Source organism: Kitasatospora sp. YST-16, assembly GCF_026802215.1.
Classification (GTDB): Bacteria; Actinomycetota; Actinomycetes; order Streptomycetales; family Streptomycetaceae; genus Kitasatospora; species Kitasatospora cineracea.
This window is the reverse complement of sequence record NZ_CP113837.1, coordinates 1663361-1679358: the sequence shown is the minus strand read 5'-3', so window position 1 is coordinate 1679358 and position 15998 is coordinate 1663361. Positions and strand designations below refer to the sequence as shown.

Annotated in this window: 12 protein-coding genes; 9 read left to right on the top strand and 3 right to left on the bottom strand. The window is 73.3% G+C overall.

Features of this window, described 5'->3' with window-relative positions; all coding sequences use genetic code 11:
* Positions 1 to 174: 174 nt before the first annotated feature.
* From OU787_RS07605 to OU787_RS07595, 3 genes are all read left to right on the top strand, one after another.
* A complete protein-coding gene (locus tag OU787_RS07605; RefSeq protein WP_030463139.1) occupies positions 175 to 798 on the top strand; it encodes a cell division protein SepF in 624 nt (207 codons plus the stop codon).
* 76 nt (positions 799 to 874) lie between these two features.
* Positions 875 to 1165, top strand: coding sequence for a YggT family protein (locus tag OU787_RS07600; protein ID WP_030463138.1), 291 nt, complete (start codon positions 875 to 877; stop codon positions 1163 to 1165).
* Between the two features lie 46 nt (positions 1166 to 1211).
* Complete coding sequence (locus OU787_RS07595; RefSeq protein WP_030463137.1) at positions 1212 to 2534, top strand: DivIVA domain-containing protein; 1323 nt, start codon at positions 1212 to 1214, stop codon at positions 2532 to 2534.
* A gap of 221 nt (positions 2535 to 2755) precedes the next feature.
* On the opposite strand, the gene ileS is transcribed toward OU787_RS07595, so the two are convergent.
* Positions 2756 to 5887, bottom strand: a complete 3132-nt coding sequence (gene ileS, locus OU787_RS07590) for an isoleucine--tRNA ligase (protein WP_268658908.1) — start codon at positions 5885 to 5887, stop codon at positions 2756 to 2758.
* A gap of 587 nt (positions 5888 to 6474) precedes the next feature.
* On the opposite strand from ileS, the gene OU787_RS07585 reads away from it, so the two are divergent.
* From OU787_RS07585 to OU787_RS07575, 3 genes are all read left to right on the top strand, one after another.
* Positions 6475 to 6978, top strand: a complete 504-nt coding sequence (locus OU787_RS07585) for a TraR/DksA family transcriptional regulator (protein WP_035956970.1) — start codon at positions 6475 to 6477, stop codon at positions 6976 to 6978.
* Positions 6979 to 7114: 136 nt separating this feature from the next.
* Positions 7115 to 7807 carry a signal peptidase II gene (gene lspA, locus OU787_RS07580; protein ID WP_442788624.1) on the top strand — a complete coding sequence of 231 codons (693 nt, stop codon included), beginning with the start codon at positions 7115 to 7117 and terminating at the stop codon, positions 7805 to 7807.
* A 113-nt stretch (positions 7808 to 7920) separates the two neighbouring features.
* Positions 7921 to 8790: a DUF3592 domain-containing protein gene (locus OU787_RS07575; protein ID WP_268658906.1), complete on the top strand. Its 870-nt coding sequence runs from the start codon at positions 7921 to 7923 to the stop codon at positions 8788 to 8790.
* Positions 8791 to 8801: 11 nt separating this feature from the next.
* Here OU787_RS07575 and OU787_RS07570 read toward each other — a convergent pair whose 3' ends face one another.
* Complete coding sequence (locus OU787_RS07570; protein WP_268658905.1) at positions 8802 to 10319, bottom strand: FMN-binding glutamate synthase family protein; 1518 nt, start codon at positions 10317 to 10319, stop codon at positions 8802 to 8804.
* A gap of 226 nt (positions 10320 to 10545) precedes the next feature.
* Between OU787_RS07570 and OU787_RS07565 the strand changes: the two genes are divergently transcribed.
* Together OU787_RS07565 and OU787_RS07560 are read left to right on the top strand one after the other, a co-directional pair.
* Positions 10546 to 11484, top strand: a complete 939-nt coding sequence (locus OU787_RS07565) for an RluA family pseudouridine synthase (protein ID WP_268658904.1) — start codon at positions 10546 to 10548, stop codon at positions 11482 to 11484.
* Position 11485: 1 nt separating this feature from the next.
* Positions 11486 to 11962: a GNAT family N-acetyltransferase gene (locus OU787_RS07560; protein ID WP_268658903.1), complete on the top strand. Its 477-nt coding sequence runs from the start codon at positions 11486 to 11488 to the stop codon at positions 11960 to 11962.
* Positions 11963 to 11986: 24 nt separating this feature from the next.
* On the opposite strand, the gene OU787_RS07555 is transcribed toward OU787_RS07560, so the two are convergent.
* The gene (locus tag OU787_RS07555; RefSeq protein WP_268658902.1) at positions 11987 to 12997 is read right to left on the bottom strand and encodes a mechanosensitive ion channel family protein; all 1011 of its coding nucleotides are present in this window, start codon (positions 12995 to 12997) and stop codon (positions 11987 to 11989) included.
* A gap of 148 nt (positions 12998 to 13145) precedes the next feature.
* On the opposite strand from OU787_RS07555, the gene OU787_RS07550 reads away from it, so the two are divergent.
* Positions 13146 to 15926: an alpha/beta fold hydrolase gene (locus tag OU787_RS07550; RefSeq protein ID WP_268658901.1), complete on the top strand. Its 2781-nt coding sequence runs from the start codon at positions 13146 to 13148 to the stop codon at positions 15924 to 15926.
* The last annotated feature ends 72 nt before the right edge of the window (positions 15927 to 15998 follow it).

Genomic DNA, 15998 nt, shown 5'->3' with positions numbered 1-15998 from the left:
AGACTGCAGGACAAAATAGGACAGAACCTAGCAGATGATCAGTCTGCAGGTAAACCGTGGATCGCATCCGAGCGCCTCTCCGCGGTCTGACGGACCGTCGGCCTGACAGATCGTAGGGGAACCGCGGCATCCGCAGGGCGACACGGTGGGCGCATGAGCGGAGGAGACAGCAGCATGGCCGGCGCGATGCGCAAGATGGCGGTCTATCTCGGTCTGGTCGAGGACGAGACCTACGACAGCCAGGGGTACGACCCCGACGACGACTACGACGCGGACCCGGAGCCGATCCGCACCGGCCGGACCGAGGACCTCCGGGCCGCGCCCGCCCCCGCTCCCGCCGCGCCCGCCCCGCAGCCGGCGCCCGTGGCGCACATCGCGCCCCAGCCGGTGCCCGCCGCGGTGCCGATCCGGCAGGAGCAGCCGCGGATGGCTCCCGTGTCGTCCATCACATCCGAGCGCCACCGCAACCTGGAGAAGAGCACCCCGGTGATCATGCCCAAGGTCGTCAACGAACGAGAGCCGTACCGCATCACCACGCTGCACCCGAGGACCTACAACGAGGCCCGTACCATCGGGGAACAGTTCCGCGGCGGGACGCCCGTGATCATGAATTTGACCGAGATGGACGACACGGACGCCAAGCGGCTCGTAGACTTCGCCGCTGGACTGGTCTTCGGTCTGCACGGCAGTATCGAGCGCGTGACACAGAAGGTGTTCCTGCTGTCGCCTGCTAACGTCGATGTAACGGCGGAGGACAAGGCTCGGATCGCCGAGGGTGGGTTCTTCAACCAGAGCTGACCCGACCACGACTACATGTGTGGGTCTGTTGACAGAGCGTCACTGACGGTACGTCGGACAGGGAGAGGGAGACGCGATGGGGATCTTCGGTTCGGTGCTCTACTGGGTGCTGACCGTGTTCCTGCTGATCCTGCTCTTCCGACTCGTCATGGACTGGGTGTTCCAGTTCGCCCGTTCATGGCGTCCCGGGAAGCCCATGGTCGTGGTGCTGGAGGCCACGTACACTGTCACGGATCCGCCACTCAAGCTTCTTCGGCGTTTCATTCCGCCGTTGCGTCTCGGGGGCGTGGCGCTCGACCTGTCCTTCTTCGTACTGATGATCATTGTGTATGTCCTGATCTCGCTCGTGCAGCGCCTGTCGTTCTGAACGATGCGACAGGATGCCGGTCCGACGATCACGTTGAGGTGAAGAGATGCCATTGACCCCCGAGGACGTTCGGAACAAGCAGTTCACGACCGTCCGGCTGCGCGAAGGCTATGACGAGGACGAGGTCGATGCCTTCCTCGACGAGGTCGAAGCCGAGCTGACCCGCCTGCTGCGCGAGAACGAGGACCTGCGCGCCAAGCTGGCCGCCGCCACGCGTGCCGCCGCGCAGAACCAGGCGAACATGCGCAAGGAGCAGCAGGCTCCGCAGGACGGTGGCCGCCCCGGCGCTCCCGTCCCCGCCGCCATATCCGGCCCGCCGGTGCCCGGTCAGCAGGGCCCCGGTCCGCAGCAGCTCGGCGGTCCGCAGCAGCTCGCCGGCCCCCAGCAGGGGATGGGCAACCAGCAGGGCATGGGCAACCAGCCGCTCGGCCTGCCCTCCGGCGCCCCGCAGCTGCCGGCCGGTCCGCAGCAGGGCATGGGCGGCCCGATGGGCAACCCGATGCAGCAGCAGATGGGCCAGACCATGGGCGGCCAGCAGCAGTTGGTCCAGCCGATGGGCGGCCAGATGCTGCAGCCGATGGGCAACCCGATGCAGCAGCAGATGGGCCAGACCATGGGCGGGCAGCAGCTCCAGCCGATGGGCGGGCAGCAGCTGCAGCCGATGGGCGGCCCGATGGGCAACCCGATGCAGCAGCAGCAGAACCCCGGTGGCGACAGCGCCGCCCGCGTCCTGGCGCTCGCCCAGCAGACCGCGGACCAGGCCATCTCCGAGGCCCGCTCCGAGGCCAACAAGATCGTCGGCGAGGCCCGCAGCCGCGCCGAGGGCCTGGAGCGGGACGCCCGTGCCAAGGCCGACGCCCTGGAGCGGGACGCCCAGGAGAAGCACCGCGTCGCGATGGGCTCGCTGGAGTCCGCCCGCGCCACCCTGGAGCGCAAGGTCGAGGACCTGCGCGCCTTCGAGCGCGAGTACCGCACGCGGCTGAAGTCCTACCTGGAGACCCAGCTGCGCCAGCTGGAGTCGCAGGCGGACGACTCGCTCGCCCCGCCGCGGATCCCCGCCACCGCTTCGCTGCCGCCGGCCGCGTCGTCGATGGCGCCCGCCGGTGCCAGCGCGATGTCCTCCCCGGCGCCGTCCTTCGGCTCCACCCCGTCCTTCGGCGGGAACCAGTCCTTCGGCGGTTCCTCCTTCGGCGGCTCGTCCGGCGCCCCGTCCTTCGGCGGTGCCTCGGCGAGCAGCGGCAACGGGGCGATGGCGCCGGCGGGCATGACCCAGCCGATGGCGGCCGTGCGGCCGCAGCCCCCGCAGCCGATGCAGCAGGCGCCCGCTCCGATGCGCGGCTTCCTGATCGACGAGGACGGCGACAACTAGGCGCTCCGCGACGCGTCACCGAAAGGGCGCCCTTGGCCTTCACGGCTGGGGGCGCCCTTCGCCGTGCGTGCGCCGTGCGGGCGGGGCCGTCAGCGATGATCGCGAGGAGGGTGGTGGTTCGCCGCTTCCTCGCAACCTTGCCGAGGTGCCTGGTCGGGCGCGCAGTTCCCCGCGCCCCCGGTTGTCGCCTTCTGCCGGGGGCGCGGGGAACTGCGGGGGGATCAGGCCTTGCGGAGGGTGAACTCCAGGGCGAGGTTCTCGTCGGTGAAGCGCGGGGCGTCCGGGTCGGTGAGGGTCAGGCCGAGGGACTCGGCGAGGACCTCGGCGGCGATCATGGACTGGTGCTCGGTGAGGCCGGCCCGGGTCTCCGGGTCGGTGCTGGTGAGCTGGAGGTGGATCCGGTCGGTGATCTCCAGGCCGGAGTTCTTCCGGGCGTCCTGGATCTGCCGGATCGCGTCGCGGGCCACGCCGAGGCGCTTGAGCTCGGGGCTGATCGCCAGGTCGAGGGCGACGGTGGCGCCGGACTCGTTGGCGACGGACCAGCCCTCGCGCGGGGTCTCGGTGATGATCACTTCCTCGGGGGAGAGCGCGACGCTCTCGCCGTTCAGCTCGACCGAGGTGGTGCCGGTGGCGCGCAGCTCGGCGGAGAGCCGGGCGGCGTCGGCGGCGGCGACGGCCTTGGCGACGTCCTGGACGCCCTTGCCGAAGCGCTTGCCGAGGGCGCGGAAGTTGGCCTTGGCGGAGGTGTCGACCAGCGAGCTGCCGACCTCGGCGAGGGACTCCAGGGCCAGCACGTTGAGCTCGTCGGCGATCTGGGCCCGCAGGTCGGCGGGGACCTCCTCCCAGCCCTGGGCGGCGATCAGCGCGCGGGACAGCGGCTGGCGGACCTTGACGCCGGACTCGGCGCGGGTGGCCCGGCCGAGCTCGACCAGGCGGCGGACCAGTGCCACGTGGCGGGACAGCTCGGCGTCGACCAGCGTCTCGTCGGCGACCGGCCAGCTGCTGAGGTGCACGGAGAGCGGGGCGTCCGGGGTGACCGGGACGACCAGGTCCTGCCAGACCCGCTCGGTGATGAACGGGGTGAGCGGGGCCATCAGCCGGGTGACGGCCTCCAGCGCCTCGTGCAGGGTGGCCAGTGCGGCGGCGTCGCCCTGCCAGAAGCGGCGGCGGCCGCGCCGGACGTACCAGTTGGACAGGTCGTCGACGAAGCCGGACAGCAGCTTGCCGGCCCGCTGGGTGTCGTACGCCTCGTAGGCGGCGTCGACCTCGCGGACCAGGGTGTTCAGCTCGGAGAGCACCCAGCGGTCGAGCACCGGGCGGTCGGCCGGGGCCGGGTCGTTCGCGGAGGGGGACCAGCCGGCCGCGCGGGCGTACAGGGCCTGGAAGGAGACGGTGCTCCAGTAGGTGAGGAGGGTCTTGCGGACCACCTCCTGGATCGTGCCGTGGCCGACCCGGCGGGCCGACCAGGGGGAGCCGCCGGCGGCCATGAACCAGCGGACGGCGTCGGCGCCGTGCTGGTCCATCAGCGGGATCGGCTGCAGGATGTTGCCCAGGTGCTTGGACATCTTGCGGCCGTCCTCGGCCAGGATGTGGCCCAGGCAGACCACGTTCTCGTAGCTGTTCCTGTCGAAGACGAGCGTGCCGACGGCCATCAGCGTGTAGAACCAGCCGCGGGTCTGGTCGATCGCCTCGGAGATGAACTGCGCCGGGTAGCGCTTCTCGAACAACTCCTTGTTGCGGTACGGGTATCCGTACTGCGCGAACGGCATCGAGCCCGAGTCGTACCAGGCGTCGATCACCTCGGGCACCCGGACCGCGGTGGTGGAGCACTGCGGGCAGGGGAAGGTGACCTCGTCGATGTACGGGCGGTGCGGGTCCAGGCCGGACTGGTCGGTGCCGGTCAGCTCGGAGAGCTGGGCGAGCGAGCCGACGCAGGTCAGGTGGTCGTCGGCGCAGCGCCAGATCGGCAGCGGGGTGCCCCAGTAGCGGTTGCGGGACAGCGCCCAGTCGATGTTGTTGTTCAGCCAGTCGCCGAAGCGGCCGTGCTTGACCGTCTCCGGGTACCAGTTGGTGGCCTCGTTCTCGCGGATCATCGCGTCCTTGACGGCGGTGGTCCGGATGTACCAGGACGGCTGCGCGTAGTAGAGCAGCGCGGTGTGGCAGCGCCAGCAGTGCGGGTAGCTGTGCTCGTACGGGAGGTGGCGGAACAGCAGGCCGCGGGCCTGCAGGTCGGCGACCAGGGTCTCGTCGGCCTTCTTGAAGAACACCCCGCCGACCAGCGGAACCTCGGGCGCGAAGGTGCCGTCGGTCTCCACCGGGTTGACCACGGGCAGGCCGTAGCGGCGGCAGGTGGCGAGGTCGTCGGCGCCGAAGGCGGGCGACTGGTGGACGATGCCGGTGCCGTCCTCGGTGGTGACGTAGTCGGCGGTCAGCACGTAGTGCGCGTCCGGGATCTCCACCAGCTCGAACGGTCGCCGGTAGGCCCAGCGCTCCATCTCGGCGCCGGTGAAGGACTCGCCGGTGGCCTCCCAGCCCTCGCCGAGGGCCTTGGCCAGCAGCGGCTCGGCGACCACCAGGCGCTCGGTGCCGTCGGTGGCGACCACGTAGGTCACCCCGGGGTGGACGGCGGCGGCGGTGTTGGAGACCAGCGTCCACGGGGTGGTGGTCCACACCAGCAGGGCGGCGGTGCCGGCCAGCGGGCCGGAGGTGAGCGGGAAGCGGACGAACACCGAGGGGTCGACCACGGTCTCGTAGCCCTGGGCCAGCTCGTGGTCCGAGAGGCCGGTGCCGCAGCGCGGGCACCAGGGGGCGACCCGGTGGTCCTGGACCAGCAGGCCCTTGTCGAAGATCTGCTGCAGCGACCACCAGACCGACTCGATGTAGGACGGGTCCATGGTGCGGTAGGCCTGGTCGAGGTCGACCCAGTAGCCCATCCGCTCGGTCAGCTCGGCGAAGGCGTCGGTGTGCCGGGTCACCGACTCGCGGCACTTGGCGTTGAACTCGGCGATGCCGTACTTCTCGATGTCCGGCTTGCCGGAGAAGCCCAGCTCCTTCTCCACCGCGAGCTCGACCGGCAGGCCGTGGCAGTCCCAGCCGGCCTTGCGGGCCACGTGGTAGCCCTTCATGGTGCGGAAGCGCGGGAAGACGTCCTTGAAGACGCGGGCCTCGATGTGGTGCGCGCCCGGCATGCCGTTGGCGGTGGGCGGGCCCTCGTAGAACACCCACTCGGGGCGGCCCTCGGACTGCTCCAGGCTGCGCCGGAAGACCTGGTTGTCCTGCCAGAAGGACAGGATCCCGTGCTCCAGCGCGGGCAGGTCGACGGCGTTCGGGACGGCGTTGTAGACGGGGGGCATGGCGGGCGTTCAACCTCCGGCGGATGCGTGGACTGGCTCCGACGGAGGGACGAGACGGCGAGCCGCCCCGCGGTACCACCCTCCTTGACCGCGCGCGCTGCGGCCCTCTCTTTGGGTTTTGCGGCCGGTTCTACTGGGCCCGCTCACGCGGGCCGTTCTTCCGGCGGCTCCGGGGTGATCTTCCCGCCGCGCACACCCCCGGGCTCCCACCGCCCCCGGGTCGCTCCTGGCTGCGTACGTCGGTACTCGTCCCATCTGCGCCTTGCAGGGCCCAGTGTATCGGCCCCCGCAAGCCGCTTTGCGCACCCGCGAGCCGGGGGCCGGGTGGTTAGCCGGGGGCGATCTGGGCACAACTTGTGCAGCGCCGGCCCGACGGCGGCTGCGCGGGTGGGATCGGTGAGGCGCTTCGGTATGTCCCGTTGTGGGGCGATTCGATGGGGTTTATCGTTCCGGGACCGGCAAGATCGTCGGGAACCGACGCTTCTGATCATTCGTGAATGAGGTCGAAAGCCATGGCTGAGAAGGCGACAGGAACCGTGACCAGGAGGTCGCGCGAGGCCGTGGCGGGCGACCCAGGGGAGGGGACCGTGAGTACTGCGCGGCGAAAGACCGGCACCACCGGACACACCGCGGCGAGCAGCCGCACCCACGTGCCGGCGGGCGCGGGAGCCCGCGGCGGCGCCGAGGCGGTGGACCCGGCCGAGCTGCCGGTCCGCCCCGGCGAGGACCCGTGGACGGCCGAGGAGGTCGCCGAGCTGCACGAGGAGCTGGCCGCCGACATCGTCCGCCTGCGCGCCGAGATCGAGGCCTCCGAGGCCGCCGTCGCCGGTCTGATGCGGGACTCCAACGACGGCGCGGGCGACGACCAGGTCGACGCCGGCACCAAGAACATCAACCGGGAGAGCGAGCTCGCGCTCGCCAGCAACGCCCGCGACAGCCTCGCCCAGACCGAGCGCGCCCTGGCCCGGCTGGAGGGCACCGGCTTCGGCCTGTGCGAGTCCTGCGGCCAGCCCGTCGGCAAGGCCCGCCTGCAGGCCTTCCCGCGCGCCACGCTCTGCGTCAGCTGCAAGGCCAAGCAGGAACGCCGCTGACCGCGGATGCCGGTCGGCCGTCCCCGCGGGCCGGAGGTTTCCGGCCGCGGCGGCCAACGGGGCGGGTGGTGCCGTACCCTCGTCCCCAGTACGTCGACCGGCATTCCACCCGGCATTCCACACGGCAGCGGAGCGGATCATCAGCACGCCAGGTTCCCACCAGACCCAGGACGACGCCGTCCCCACCGCCCGACCCAGCGGGGCGGGTGAGCCGGTGAGCCGCCCGGCGGCCGAGCCGGAACACCCGGCCGAGGAGGCCGGCGCGACCGCGGCCGAGGGCGCCCGCGTGGTGGTCCGCCGCCGCCGGATCGGCCTGCTGCTGGCCGTCGCGGTGCTCGCCTACCTGATCGACCTCGGCTCCAAGCTGCTGGTGGTCTCCGGACTGGAGGGCCGCAGCGAGCCGATCAAGGTGATCGGCGACTGGATGACCTTCCAGGTGATCCGCAACGGCGGCGCCGCGTTCGGCATGGGCCAGGCGATGACGGTGCTGTTCACCGCGATCGCGGCCGGCGTCATCGTGGTGATCTGGCGGATCGCCCGCCGCCTGTACAGCCTGCCCTGGGCGATCGCGCTGGGCCTGCTGCTCGGCGGCGCGCTCGGCAACCTCACCGACCGGCTGTTCCGCTCCCCGTCGGTGTTCCGCGGGCACGTGGTCGACTTCATCTCGGTCCAGCACTTCGCGGTCTTCAACCTGGCCGACTCGGCGATCGTCTGCGGCGGCATCCTGGTGGTGCTGCTCTCCTTCCGCGGCTCCAACCCGGACGGCACCGTGCACGGCGCCCCGGCGAAGAAGGAGCCGGCGGAGCAGGACGGCGGCGGCGAGGGCTGAGCCCGCCCCGCGCCCGCGGTGCCCGCCGGACCCGGTCCGGCGGGCACCGGTGTGTCCGGGGCCGTCCGATCGGGCAGAGTGCTCCGGGAGAAGGCGGCGGCCGGGGAGGGCGCGTGGGGTGGGACTGGTTCCTGCGGCTGTGGTGCGCGGCGTGGGGCGCGGTGGCGCTGGTCGGCACGGTGCGCTCGCTGGCCGGGGTGACGAAGGCGCAGCGGACCGTCCGGCTGGCCGGGCGGATCGAGCGGGTCGGCGAGGTGCGGCACGGCGCCTCGCGGATCGGCGGCATCCCGGTGACGGTCTCCTGGCGGGACCCGGACTCGGGGCGGGAGGTCGTCGTCCAGGGGGACGACGGGCGCGGCGAGACGCTCACCGCGGCCTGGGCGGGCCGGGAGATCGGGGTCAGCCACCCGAGGGGCCGACCCGACGAGCACCGCTTCGCCAACGCCCCCGAACCGCCCTCGCGCGGGCTGGCGGGCCCGGCGGGCGCGCTGTTCGCGGTGTACGCGGGCCTGGTGGCGCTGGCCGCGGTCCGCTGGGCCTGGCCGTGGGCGCTGGTCGGCGGCGCGGGTCCGTGGGCGCTGTCCGGCCTGGGACACCTGCCGTGGACCGTCCGGGACCGGAGGGCGAAGCGGGAGCGGCTGGCCGTGATGGACGCGGTGCCGGGGCGGATCGTCGCCGTGTTCCGGGACGACCGGGTCGACGAGGACGACGGCTCGACCCTCACCGCCCTCACCCCCGTCGTCGTGTTCACTACCCGGGACGGCACCGCCGTCACCGCGCACTGCACCGCGCACCTGGCCGACCCGGCGCGGGCGCGCGGGCGCGAGGTGACGGTGTATCACACGCCCGCGGACCCGGCCGAGTTCACCCTGGACCCGGCGGCCGACCGGCGCTCCTGGGCCTGGGACGTCGCGGTGCACGTCGCCGCGGTGGTGGTGCTGGCGGCGACGGCGGCGGTCGGCGTGGCGCTGCTGGTGCGCTGAGGCCCGACGGCTCAGGCGGTGAGCAGGGCGGTGATCTCCTCGGCGAGCTCCGGGCCGAGCCGGCCCCAGCCCTCCTTGTAGCCGTAGACCGAGGCCAGCGTGCGGGCCTCGTAGTCGCCGTTCAGCACCTCGATGTCCTCGGGGGTGATCAGCGACGGGTGGGCGACGCCGACGGCCGAGGAGACCTTGGTCAACTCCCGGCGCAGGGTGCGCAGGTAGACCGCGGCCCGGGTGGCCTTGGAGGCCGGGTCGATGCCGCGGGCCAGCCACGGGTTCTGGGTGGCGATGCCGGTCGGGCAGCGGTCGGTGTGGCACTTCTGGGCCTGGATGCAGCCGATCGACAGCATCGCCTCGCGGGCCACGTTGACCATGTCGGCGCCCAGCGCGAAGGCCACCGCGGCGTTCTCGGGCAGGCCGAGCTTGCCGGAGCCGATGAAGGTCAGCCGGTCGGTCAGGCCCAGCTCGGCGAAGGTGCCGTAGACCCGGGAGAAGCCCATCCGGAACGGCAGCGACACCGAGTCGGCGAACATCCGCGGGGCCGCGCCGGTGCCGCCCTCGCCGCCGTCGACGGTCACGAAGTCCACGCCGCGGTCGCCGCGGGCCATCATCGAGGCCAGCTCCTGCCAGAAGCCCAGCTCGCCGACCGCGCTCTTGATGCCGACCGGCAGGCCGGTCTCGGCGGCCAGCAGCTCGACGAAGTCCAGCATCGAGTCGGCGTCGCCGAACGCGCTGTGCCGGGACGGCGAGGCGCAGTCCTGCCCGACCGGGATGCCGCGGATCGCGGCGATCTCCGGCGTCACCTTGGCGCCCGGCAGCATGCCGCCCAGGCCCGGCTTGGCGCCCTGCGAGAGCTTGATCTCGATCGCCCGGACCGGGGCGGACGCCACCACCTCCTTGAGCTTGCCGAGGTTGAAGCTGCCGTCCTCGTTGCGGCACCCGAAGTACGAGGTGCCCAGCTGCAGCACCAGGTCGCCGCCGCCCTTGCGGTGGTACGGGGACAGGCCGCCCTCGCCGGTGTTGTGCAGCGCCCCGGCCTGCGCGGCGCCCTCGTTCAGGGCGGTGATCGCGGCGCCGGAGAGCGAGCCGAAGCTCATCGCGGAGACGTTGACCACGCTGGCGGGCCGGAACGCCCCGGCGCGCCCGCGCGGGCCGCCCAGCACCTTGGCCGAGGGCAGCGGCGCCTGCGGGTCGTGGGCGTCGGGCAGCGGGCCGGCGAAGGTGCGCTGCTTCAGGTAGGCGTGGCCCTGCACGTGCGCGACGTCCACCTCGGTGCCGAACCCGAAGTAGTTGTTCTCCTCCTTGGCCGAGGCGTAGATCCAGCTGCGCTGGTCGCGGCTGAACGGACGCTCCTCCTCGTTGGAGGTCACGATGTACTGCCGCAGCTCCGGGCCGATCCGCTCCAGCAGGTAGCGGGCGTGCCCGGCCACCGGGAAGTTGCGCAGCAGCGCGTGCCGCTTCTGGAGCAGGTCGCGGGCGGCGAGCGCGGCCACCGCGGCCGCGGCGGCGGTGCCTATCGTGCGGGCCTTCATGGGACTTCCCCCTCGTGTTCGGCCCCGTCCCCGTTGACCGGGCCGTCGTGTGGTGGTGCAGACCGATGCTAGGAGGCGGACCCGGGCGGTCGGCGGCCAGGGTGCGGAGGGGGCCTGGAGGGGCCCTGGAGGGGCTCCGGCCGGTGCGCGGCGGGGCCTCGGGCGGGGCGGTGGGACGGGGGCCGGTGGGGTCGGGGGGAGGTGCGGGTCGGGCATACTCGGGTGGGTGAGTATCGCAGCGCAGACCCGTAGCCTCCCCGTACCCGACGGCCTGGAGGGCGAGCGGCTGGACGCCGCCCTGGCCCGGATGTTCGGGTTCTCCCGCACCAAGGCCGCCGAACTCGCCGCCGAGGGCAAGGTGACGCTGGACGGCGCGGTCGCCGGGAAGTCGGACCGGGTCACCGCCGGGTCCTGGCTGGAGGTCGAGATCCCGGCCCCGGCGGCGCCGGTGCAGATCGTCGCCGAGGCCGTCGAGGGCATGCGGATCATCCACGACGACGACCACGTCGTGGTGATCGACAAGCCGGTCGGCGTGGCCGCGCACCCCAGCCCGGGCTGGACCGGCCCCACCGTGATCGGCGGCCTGGCCGCGGCCGGCTACCGGATCTCCACCTCCGGCGCCGCCGAGCGCCAGGGCGTCGTGCACCGCCTGGATGTCGGCACCTCCGGGATCATGGTGGTCGCCAAGTCCGAGCGGGCCTACACCGACCTGAAGCGGCAGTTCCACGACCGGGTCACCGAGAAGAAGTACAACGCGCTGGTCCAGGGCCACCCCGACCCGCTGTCCGGCACCGTGGACGCGCCGATCGGCCGGCACCCCAGCAGCGACTGGAAGTGGGCCGTCACCCGGGACGGCAAGCCGTCCGTCACGCACTACGACCTGATCGAGGCGTACCGGGCGGCGTCGCTGCTGGACATCAAGCTGGAGACCGGCCGCACCCACCAGATCCGGGTGCACATGTCGGCGCTGCGCCACCCCTGCGTCGGCGACCTCACCTACGGCGCGGACCCGACGCTGGCCAAGCGGCTGGGCCTGACCCGGCAGTGGCTGCACGCCGTCTCGCTGGGCTTCGAGCACCCCGAGGACGGGCGCTGGGTGGAGTTCACCTCCAGCTACCCGGAGGACCTGCAGCACGCGCTGGACGTCATCGCGGCGGAGAGCTGAGATGGGCACCCCGCTGACGGGCGTGTCGATCCGGGTGGTCGACGGGGACGCGGAGATGGCGCTGGCGCGCGGCGTGCGGCACGAGGTGTTCGTGGTCGAGCAGAACGTGCCGCCGGAGCTGGAGTACGACGAGTACGACGCCACCTCGGCGCACCTGCTGGCCGTCGGCCCCGACGGCGCGGCGCTCGGCACCGCCCGGCTGATCCACGGCGCCGAGGCGCTGGCGATGACCGGCGGCACCGAGGGCCGGGTGCTGCTCGGCCGGCTCGCCGTGGTCGCGGCCGCCCGCGGCACCGGCCTCGGCGCGCAACTGGTGCGCGCGGTCGAGGAGTTGGGCCGCGAGCACGGGGCGCGCGAGGTCGAGCTGCACGCGCAGGTGCAGGCGCTCGGGTTCTACGAGCGGCTCGGGTACGCGGCCGAGGGGCCGGTGTACGACGACGCCGGGATCCCGCACCGGACGATGACCCGGGTGCTGTAGCGGCGGAGCGGTCCTGCCGCGCGTTCAGTCGGTGCGCACGCGCGGCAGGGACTCCGGGTGGTGGTCGCGCAGGTACGCCAGCAGGTGTTCGCGGGCGGCGAGCCGGAGGGCGGCGGTGGTGTCCGGGTCGCGGGCGGTCATGGTGGCGCGGACCACGACGGTGGACGGGGTGGTGTCGGAGACGGCCAGGGACCAGTCCCGGCCGTCCCAGAGCTCGCTGCCGGCCAGGTAGCGCTCCAGCTCGGCGCGCAGCGCGTCGACGGGGGTGCGGTGGTCGAGGTGGAGCAGGACCCAGGCGAGCAGGCCGGGGTCGCGGCGGGTCCAGTTCTCGTACGGTTTGGAGACGAAGTAGGAGACCGGGACGACCAGGCGGCGCTCGTCCCACAGCCGCAGCACCAGGTAGGAGAGGGTGATTTCCTCGACGGTGCCCTGCTGGCCGTCCACCACGACGGTGTCGCCGATCCGGACGGTGTCGCTGAAGGCGATCTGCAGGCCGGCGAAGAAGTTGCCGAGTGCGGACTGGGCGGCGATGCCCGCGATGATGCCGATGATGCCGGCGGAGGCGAGCAGGCTGGCGCCGACGGTGCGCATGGCGTCGAAGGTGAGCAGCAGGGCGCCGGCGGTGACCGTCCAGAGCACGGCGGAGCCGACCCGGCGGACCAGGCCGAGCTGGGTGCGCACCCGCTGGATGCGGGAGGCGTCCTCGGTGACCGTCTGGTAGCGGCTGAAGGCGGCTTCGACGACGGCGGCCAGCACCCGGACGGTCAGCCAGCCGAGCGAGCCGATCAGCACCAGCAGGACGCCGTGCCGGAGCGCGTCGTCGTCGCTGTGGAAGATCCGGCGCACCGGCTGGGCCGCCAGCAGCAGGGCGGAGAGCAGCACCAGTTGGAGCGGGACGCGGCAGCGGCGCAGCTGGGCCCAGACCGGGGCGTCGGGGTGGCGGGCGTCGAGGCGCTGGAGGGTCTGGTCGACCAGCCAGCCGGCGAACAGGGTGGCGAAGACGGCGGTGAGCAGGCTGGCGAGCGGCCAGAGCACGGGTCACCTCGCTGGCGTCCGGCAACGGGGGATTCGCACCCTATCGTGGGGGATCGTGGCGGTTCGTCAGCCGGGCCGGGAGGGAGCGGGACCGGATCGTCGGCGGGCTGATGGGTTCCTTACCTGCCGCCCGGTTAGGATCACCGCCATGGGCTTCGGTGGGGCGTGGCGAAGGTGGCTGACCCGGCGCAGGGCGGTGCTGGCCGGTGCGGTGGCGGCCGCGCTGCTGGTCGGCGGCGGGGCGGTCGCGGTGGCGGGGCAGCCGGAGCGGGTGCACCGGGAGGACCGGTTCCTGGACCTGCCGGAGAGCGCGGGCAGCCCGGAGACCGTCCGGATCGACACCTCGTTCTTCACCGCGGGCGGCTCCGGACGGCGGCCGGCCGTGCTGCTGGCGCACGGCTTCGGCGGCTCCAAGGACGAACTGCGCTCCCGTGCCGAGGAGTTGGCCCGGCACGGGTACGCGGTGCTGACCTGGTCGGCGCGCGGGTTCGGGAAGTCGACCGGGCAGATCGGGCTGAACGAGCCCGAACGCGAGGTCGCCGACGTCTCCCGGCTGGTGGACTGGCTGGCCCGGCGCCCCGAGGTGCAGCTCGACGGGCCCGGCGACCCGCGGGTCGGCGTGACCGGCGCCTCGTACGGCGGCGCGGTGTCGCTGCTGGCCGCCGGGTACGACAGCCGGATCGACGCGATCGCCCCGCAGATCACCTGGTTCGACCTGGCCGACGCGCTGTTCCCGCAGGCCGCGCAGGGCAGTTCGGCCGCCGACGGGGTCTTCAAGAAGCTGTGGGCCGGGATCTTCTTCACCACCGGCTCCTCGGCCGCCTTCGGCGACGGCTCCGCCGCACCGTCGGCCCCGGCTGCTCCGGCCGCCCCGGCGGCTCCGTCCGCTCCGGCCGCCGGGCCGGTGGGCTGCGGGCGGTTCCGCGAGGAGCTGTGCGCGATGTACAACCGGGTCGCGGCCGCCGGACGGCCGGACGCCGACGCGGTGAAGCTGCTGGAGCACTCCAGCCCCGCCTCGGTGGCCGACCGGATCAAGGTCCCGACGCTGGTCGTCCAGGGCCAGCAGGACTCGCTCTTCCCACTCGACCAGGGCGACCGGATCGCCAAGGCGGTCGCCGCCAACGGCGCCCCCGTCGCGGTGGACTGGTTCGGCGCCGGCCACGACGGCGGCCAGGAGACCAGCACCCGCGCCGACGCCCGGGTCACCGCCTGGTTCGACCACTACCTCAGGGGCACCGGCGCGGACACCGGCCCCGCGTTCCGGGTCACCCGCACCGGCGGCGTCGACTCGACCGGCTTCCAGGCCGTGCTGCGCGGCGCCGACGCCGACGCCTACCCCGGCCTGGACGGCACGGCCCGGCAGGAGGTCGCGCTGACCGGCCGGGAGCAGCGGATCGCCAACCCGCCCGGCGGGGCCCCGCCGAACATCTCCACCCTGCCCGGCATCGGCGCCCTGGCCCAGCTCTCCTCCGTCGGGGCGGGCCTGTCCATCGACTTCCCCGGCCAGTTCGCCTCCTTCGACTCCCAGCCGCTCGGCAGCGCCCTGCACCTGACCGGCGCGCCCGCCGTCCAGGTGCGGGTGAAGGCCGACACCCCCGAGGCGGTGCTGTTCGCCAAGCTGTACGACGTCGCCCCCGACGGCAAGCAGACCCTGCCGCAGCAGCTCGTCGCCCCGCTGCGGGTGACCGGCGCGGACGCCGACGGCGGCCGGACCGTGCAGGTCGCGCTGCCCGCCGTCGACCACGAGTTCCCGGCCGGGCACCGGCTGCGGCTGGTGCTGGCCAGCACCGACCTGGCGTACGCCTCGCCCGCGCAGGCCGCCACCTACACCGTCTCCGCGGCCGGCCCGCTGAGCGTCCCGACGGTGCCCGGGCTGCGCACCGAGGCCGCACCGCTGCCGAACCGCACCTGGGTGCTGCCGCTGGTCGCGCTGGCGCTCGGCGCGCTGCTGGTGCTCGCCCGGCGGCGCCGCGACACCACCCCCGCCCCGGACCCGGCGCTCGCCGACGTGCCGCTGCAGATCACCGGCCTGGCGAAGAAGTACCGGGGGGCCACCGACCGGTACGCGGTGCGCGACCTGTCCTTCCGGGTGGAGACCGGGCAGGTGCTCGGCCTGCTCGGCCCCAACGGCGCGGGCAAGACCACCACGCTGCGGATGCTGATGGGCCTGATCCGCCCCGACGCGGGCGAGATCCGGGTCTTCGGCCACGCGATCCGGCCCGGCGCGCCGGTGCTCTCCCGGGTCGGCGCGTTCGTCGAGGGCGCCGGCTTCCTGCCGCACCTGTCCGGCCGGGCCAACCTGGAGTCGTACTGGGCGGCCACCGGACGGCCCGTCGAGGACGCGCACTTCGCCGAGGCGCTGGAGATCGCCGGCCTCGGCGAGGCCCTGGAACGCGCCGTCCGCACCTACTCGCAGGGCATGCGGCAGCGCCTCGCCATCGCCCAGGCCATGCTCGGCCTGCCCGACCTGCTGATCCTCGACGAACCCACCAACGGGCTCGACCCGCCGCAGATCCGCGAGATGCGCGAGGTGATGGTCCGCTACGCCGCCGCCGGGCGCACCGTCATCGTCTCCAGCCACCTGCTGGCCGAGGTCGAGCAGTCCTGCACCCACCTGGTGGTGATGGAACGCGGGCAGCTCGTGGTCGCCGGGCCGACCGCGGAGATCACCGGCGCGGGCGAGCAACTGCTGGTGTCCGTCGAGGCGGGCTTCGGCGGAGGCGAGGCGGTCGCCGAGAAGCTGGCCGCACTGGACGGCATCGCGCAGGCGCAGGCCGTGGACGCCGGGCTGCTGGTCCGGCTGGACGGCCTGCCCGCGAGCCGGCTGACCGCCGAACTGGTGCGCCTGGGCGTGCCGGTGACCGGCATCGGCCCGCAGCGCCGGCTGGAGGACGCGTTCCTGTCCCTGATCCGGGGGGCCGAGGCATGAGCGGGGGCGTCGGGTGCGAGGTCGGTGTCAGTGACGGTGTCGGTGGCGGACGTGGGGCTGTGGACGGAGGGA

Bases quoted from the DNA above. Each gene is read 5' to 3' on its own strand.
- OU787_RS07605 (WP_030463139.1), top strand. From the start codon at position 175: ATGGCCGGCGCGATGCGCAAGATGGCGGTCTATCTCGGTCTGGTCGAG.
- OU787_RS07600 (WP_030463138.1), top strand. From the start codon at position 875: ATGGGGATCTTCGGTTCGGTGCTCTACTGGGTGCTGACCGTGTTCCTG.
- OU787_RS07595 (WP_030463137.1), top strand. From the start codon at position 1,212: ATGCCATTGACCCCCGAGGACGTTCGGAACAAGCAGTTCACGACCGTC.
- ileS (WP_268658908.1), bottom strand. From the start codon at position 5,887: ATGCCCCCCGTCTACAACGCCGTCCCGAACGCCGTCGACCTGCCCGCG.
- OU787_RS07570 (WP_268658905.1), bottom strand. From the start codon at position 10,319: ATGAAGGCCCGCACGATAGGCACCGCCGCCGCGGCCGCGGTGGCCGCG.
- OU787_RS07560 (WP_268658903.1), top strand. From the start codon at position 11,486: ATGGGCACCCCGCTGACGGGCGTGTCGATCCGGGTGGTCGACGGGGAC.
- OU787_RS07550 (WP_268658901.1), top strand. From the start codon at position 13,146: ATGGGCTTCGGTGGGGCGTGGCGAAGGTGGCTGACCCGGCGCAGGGCG.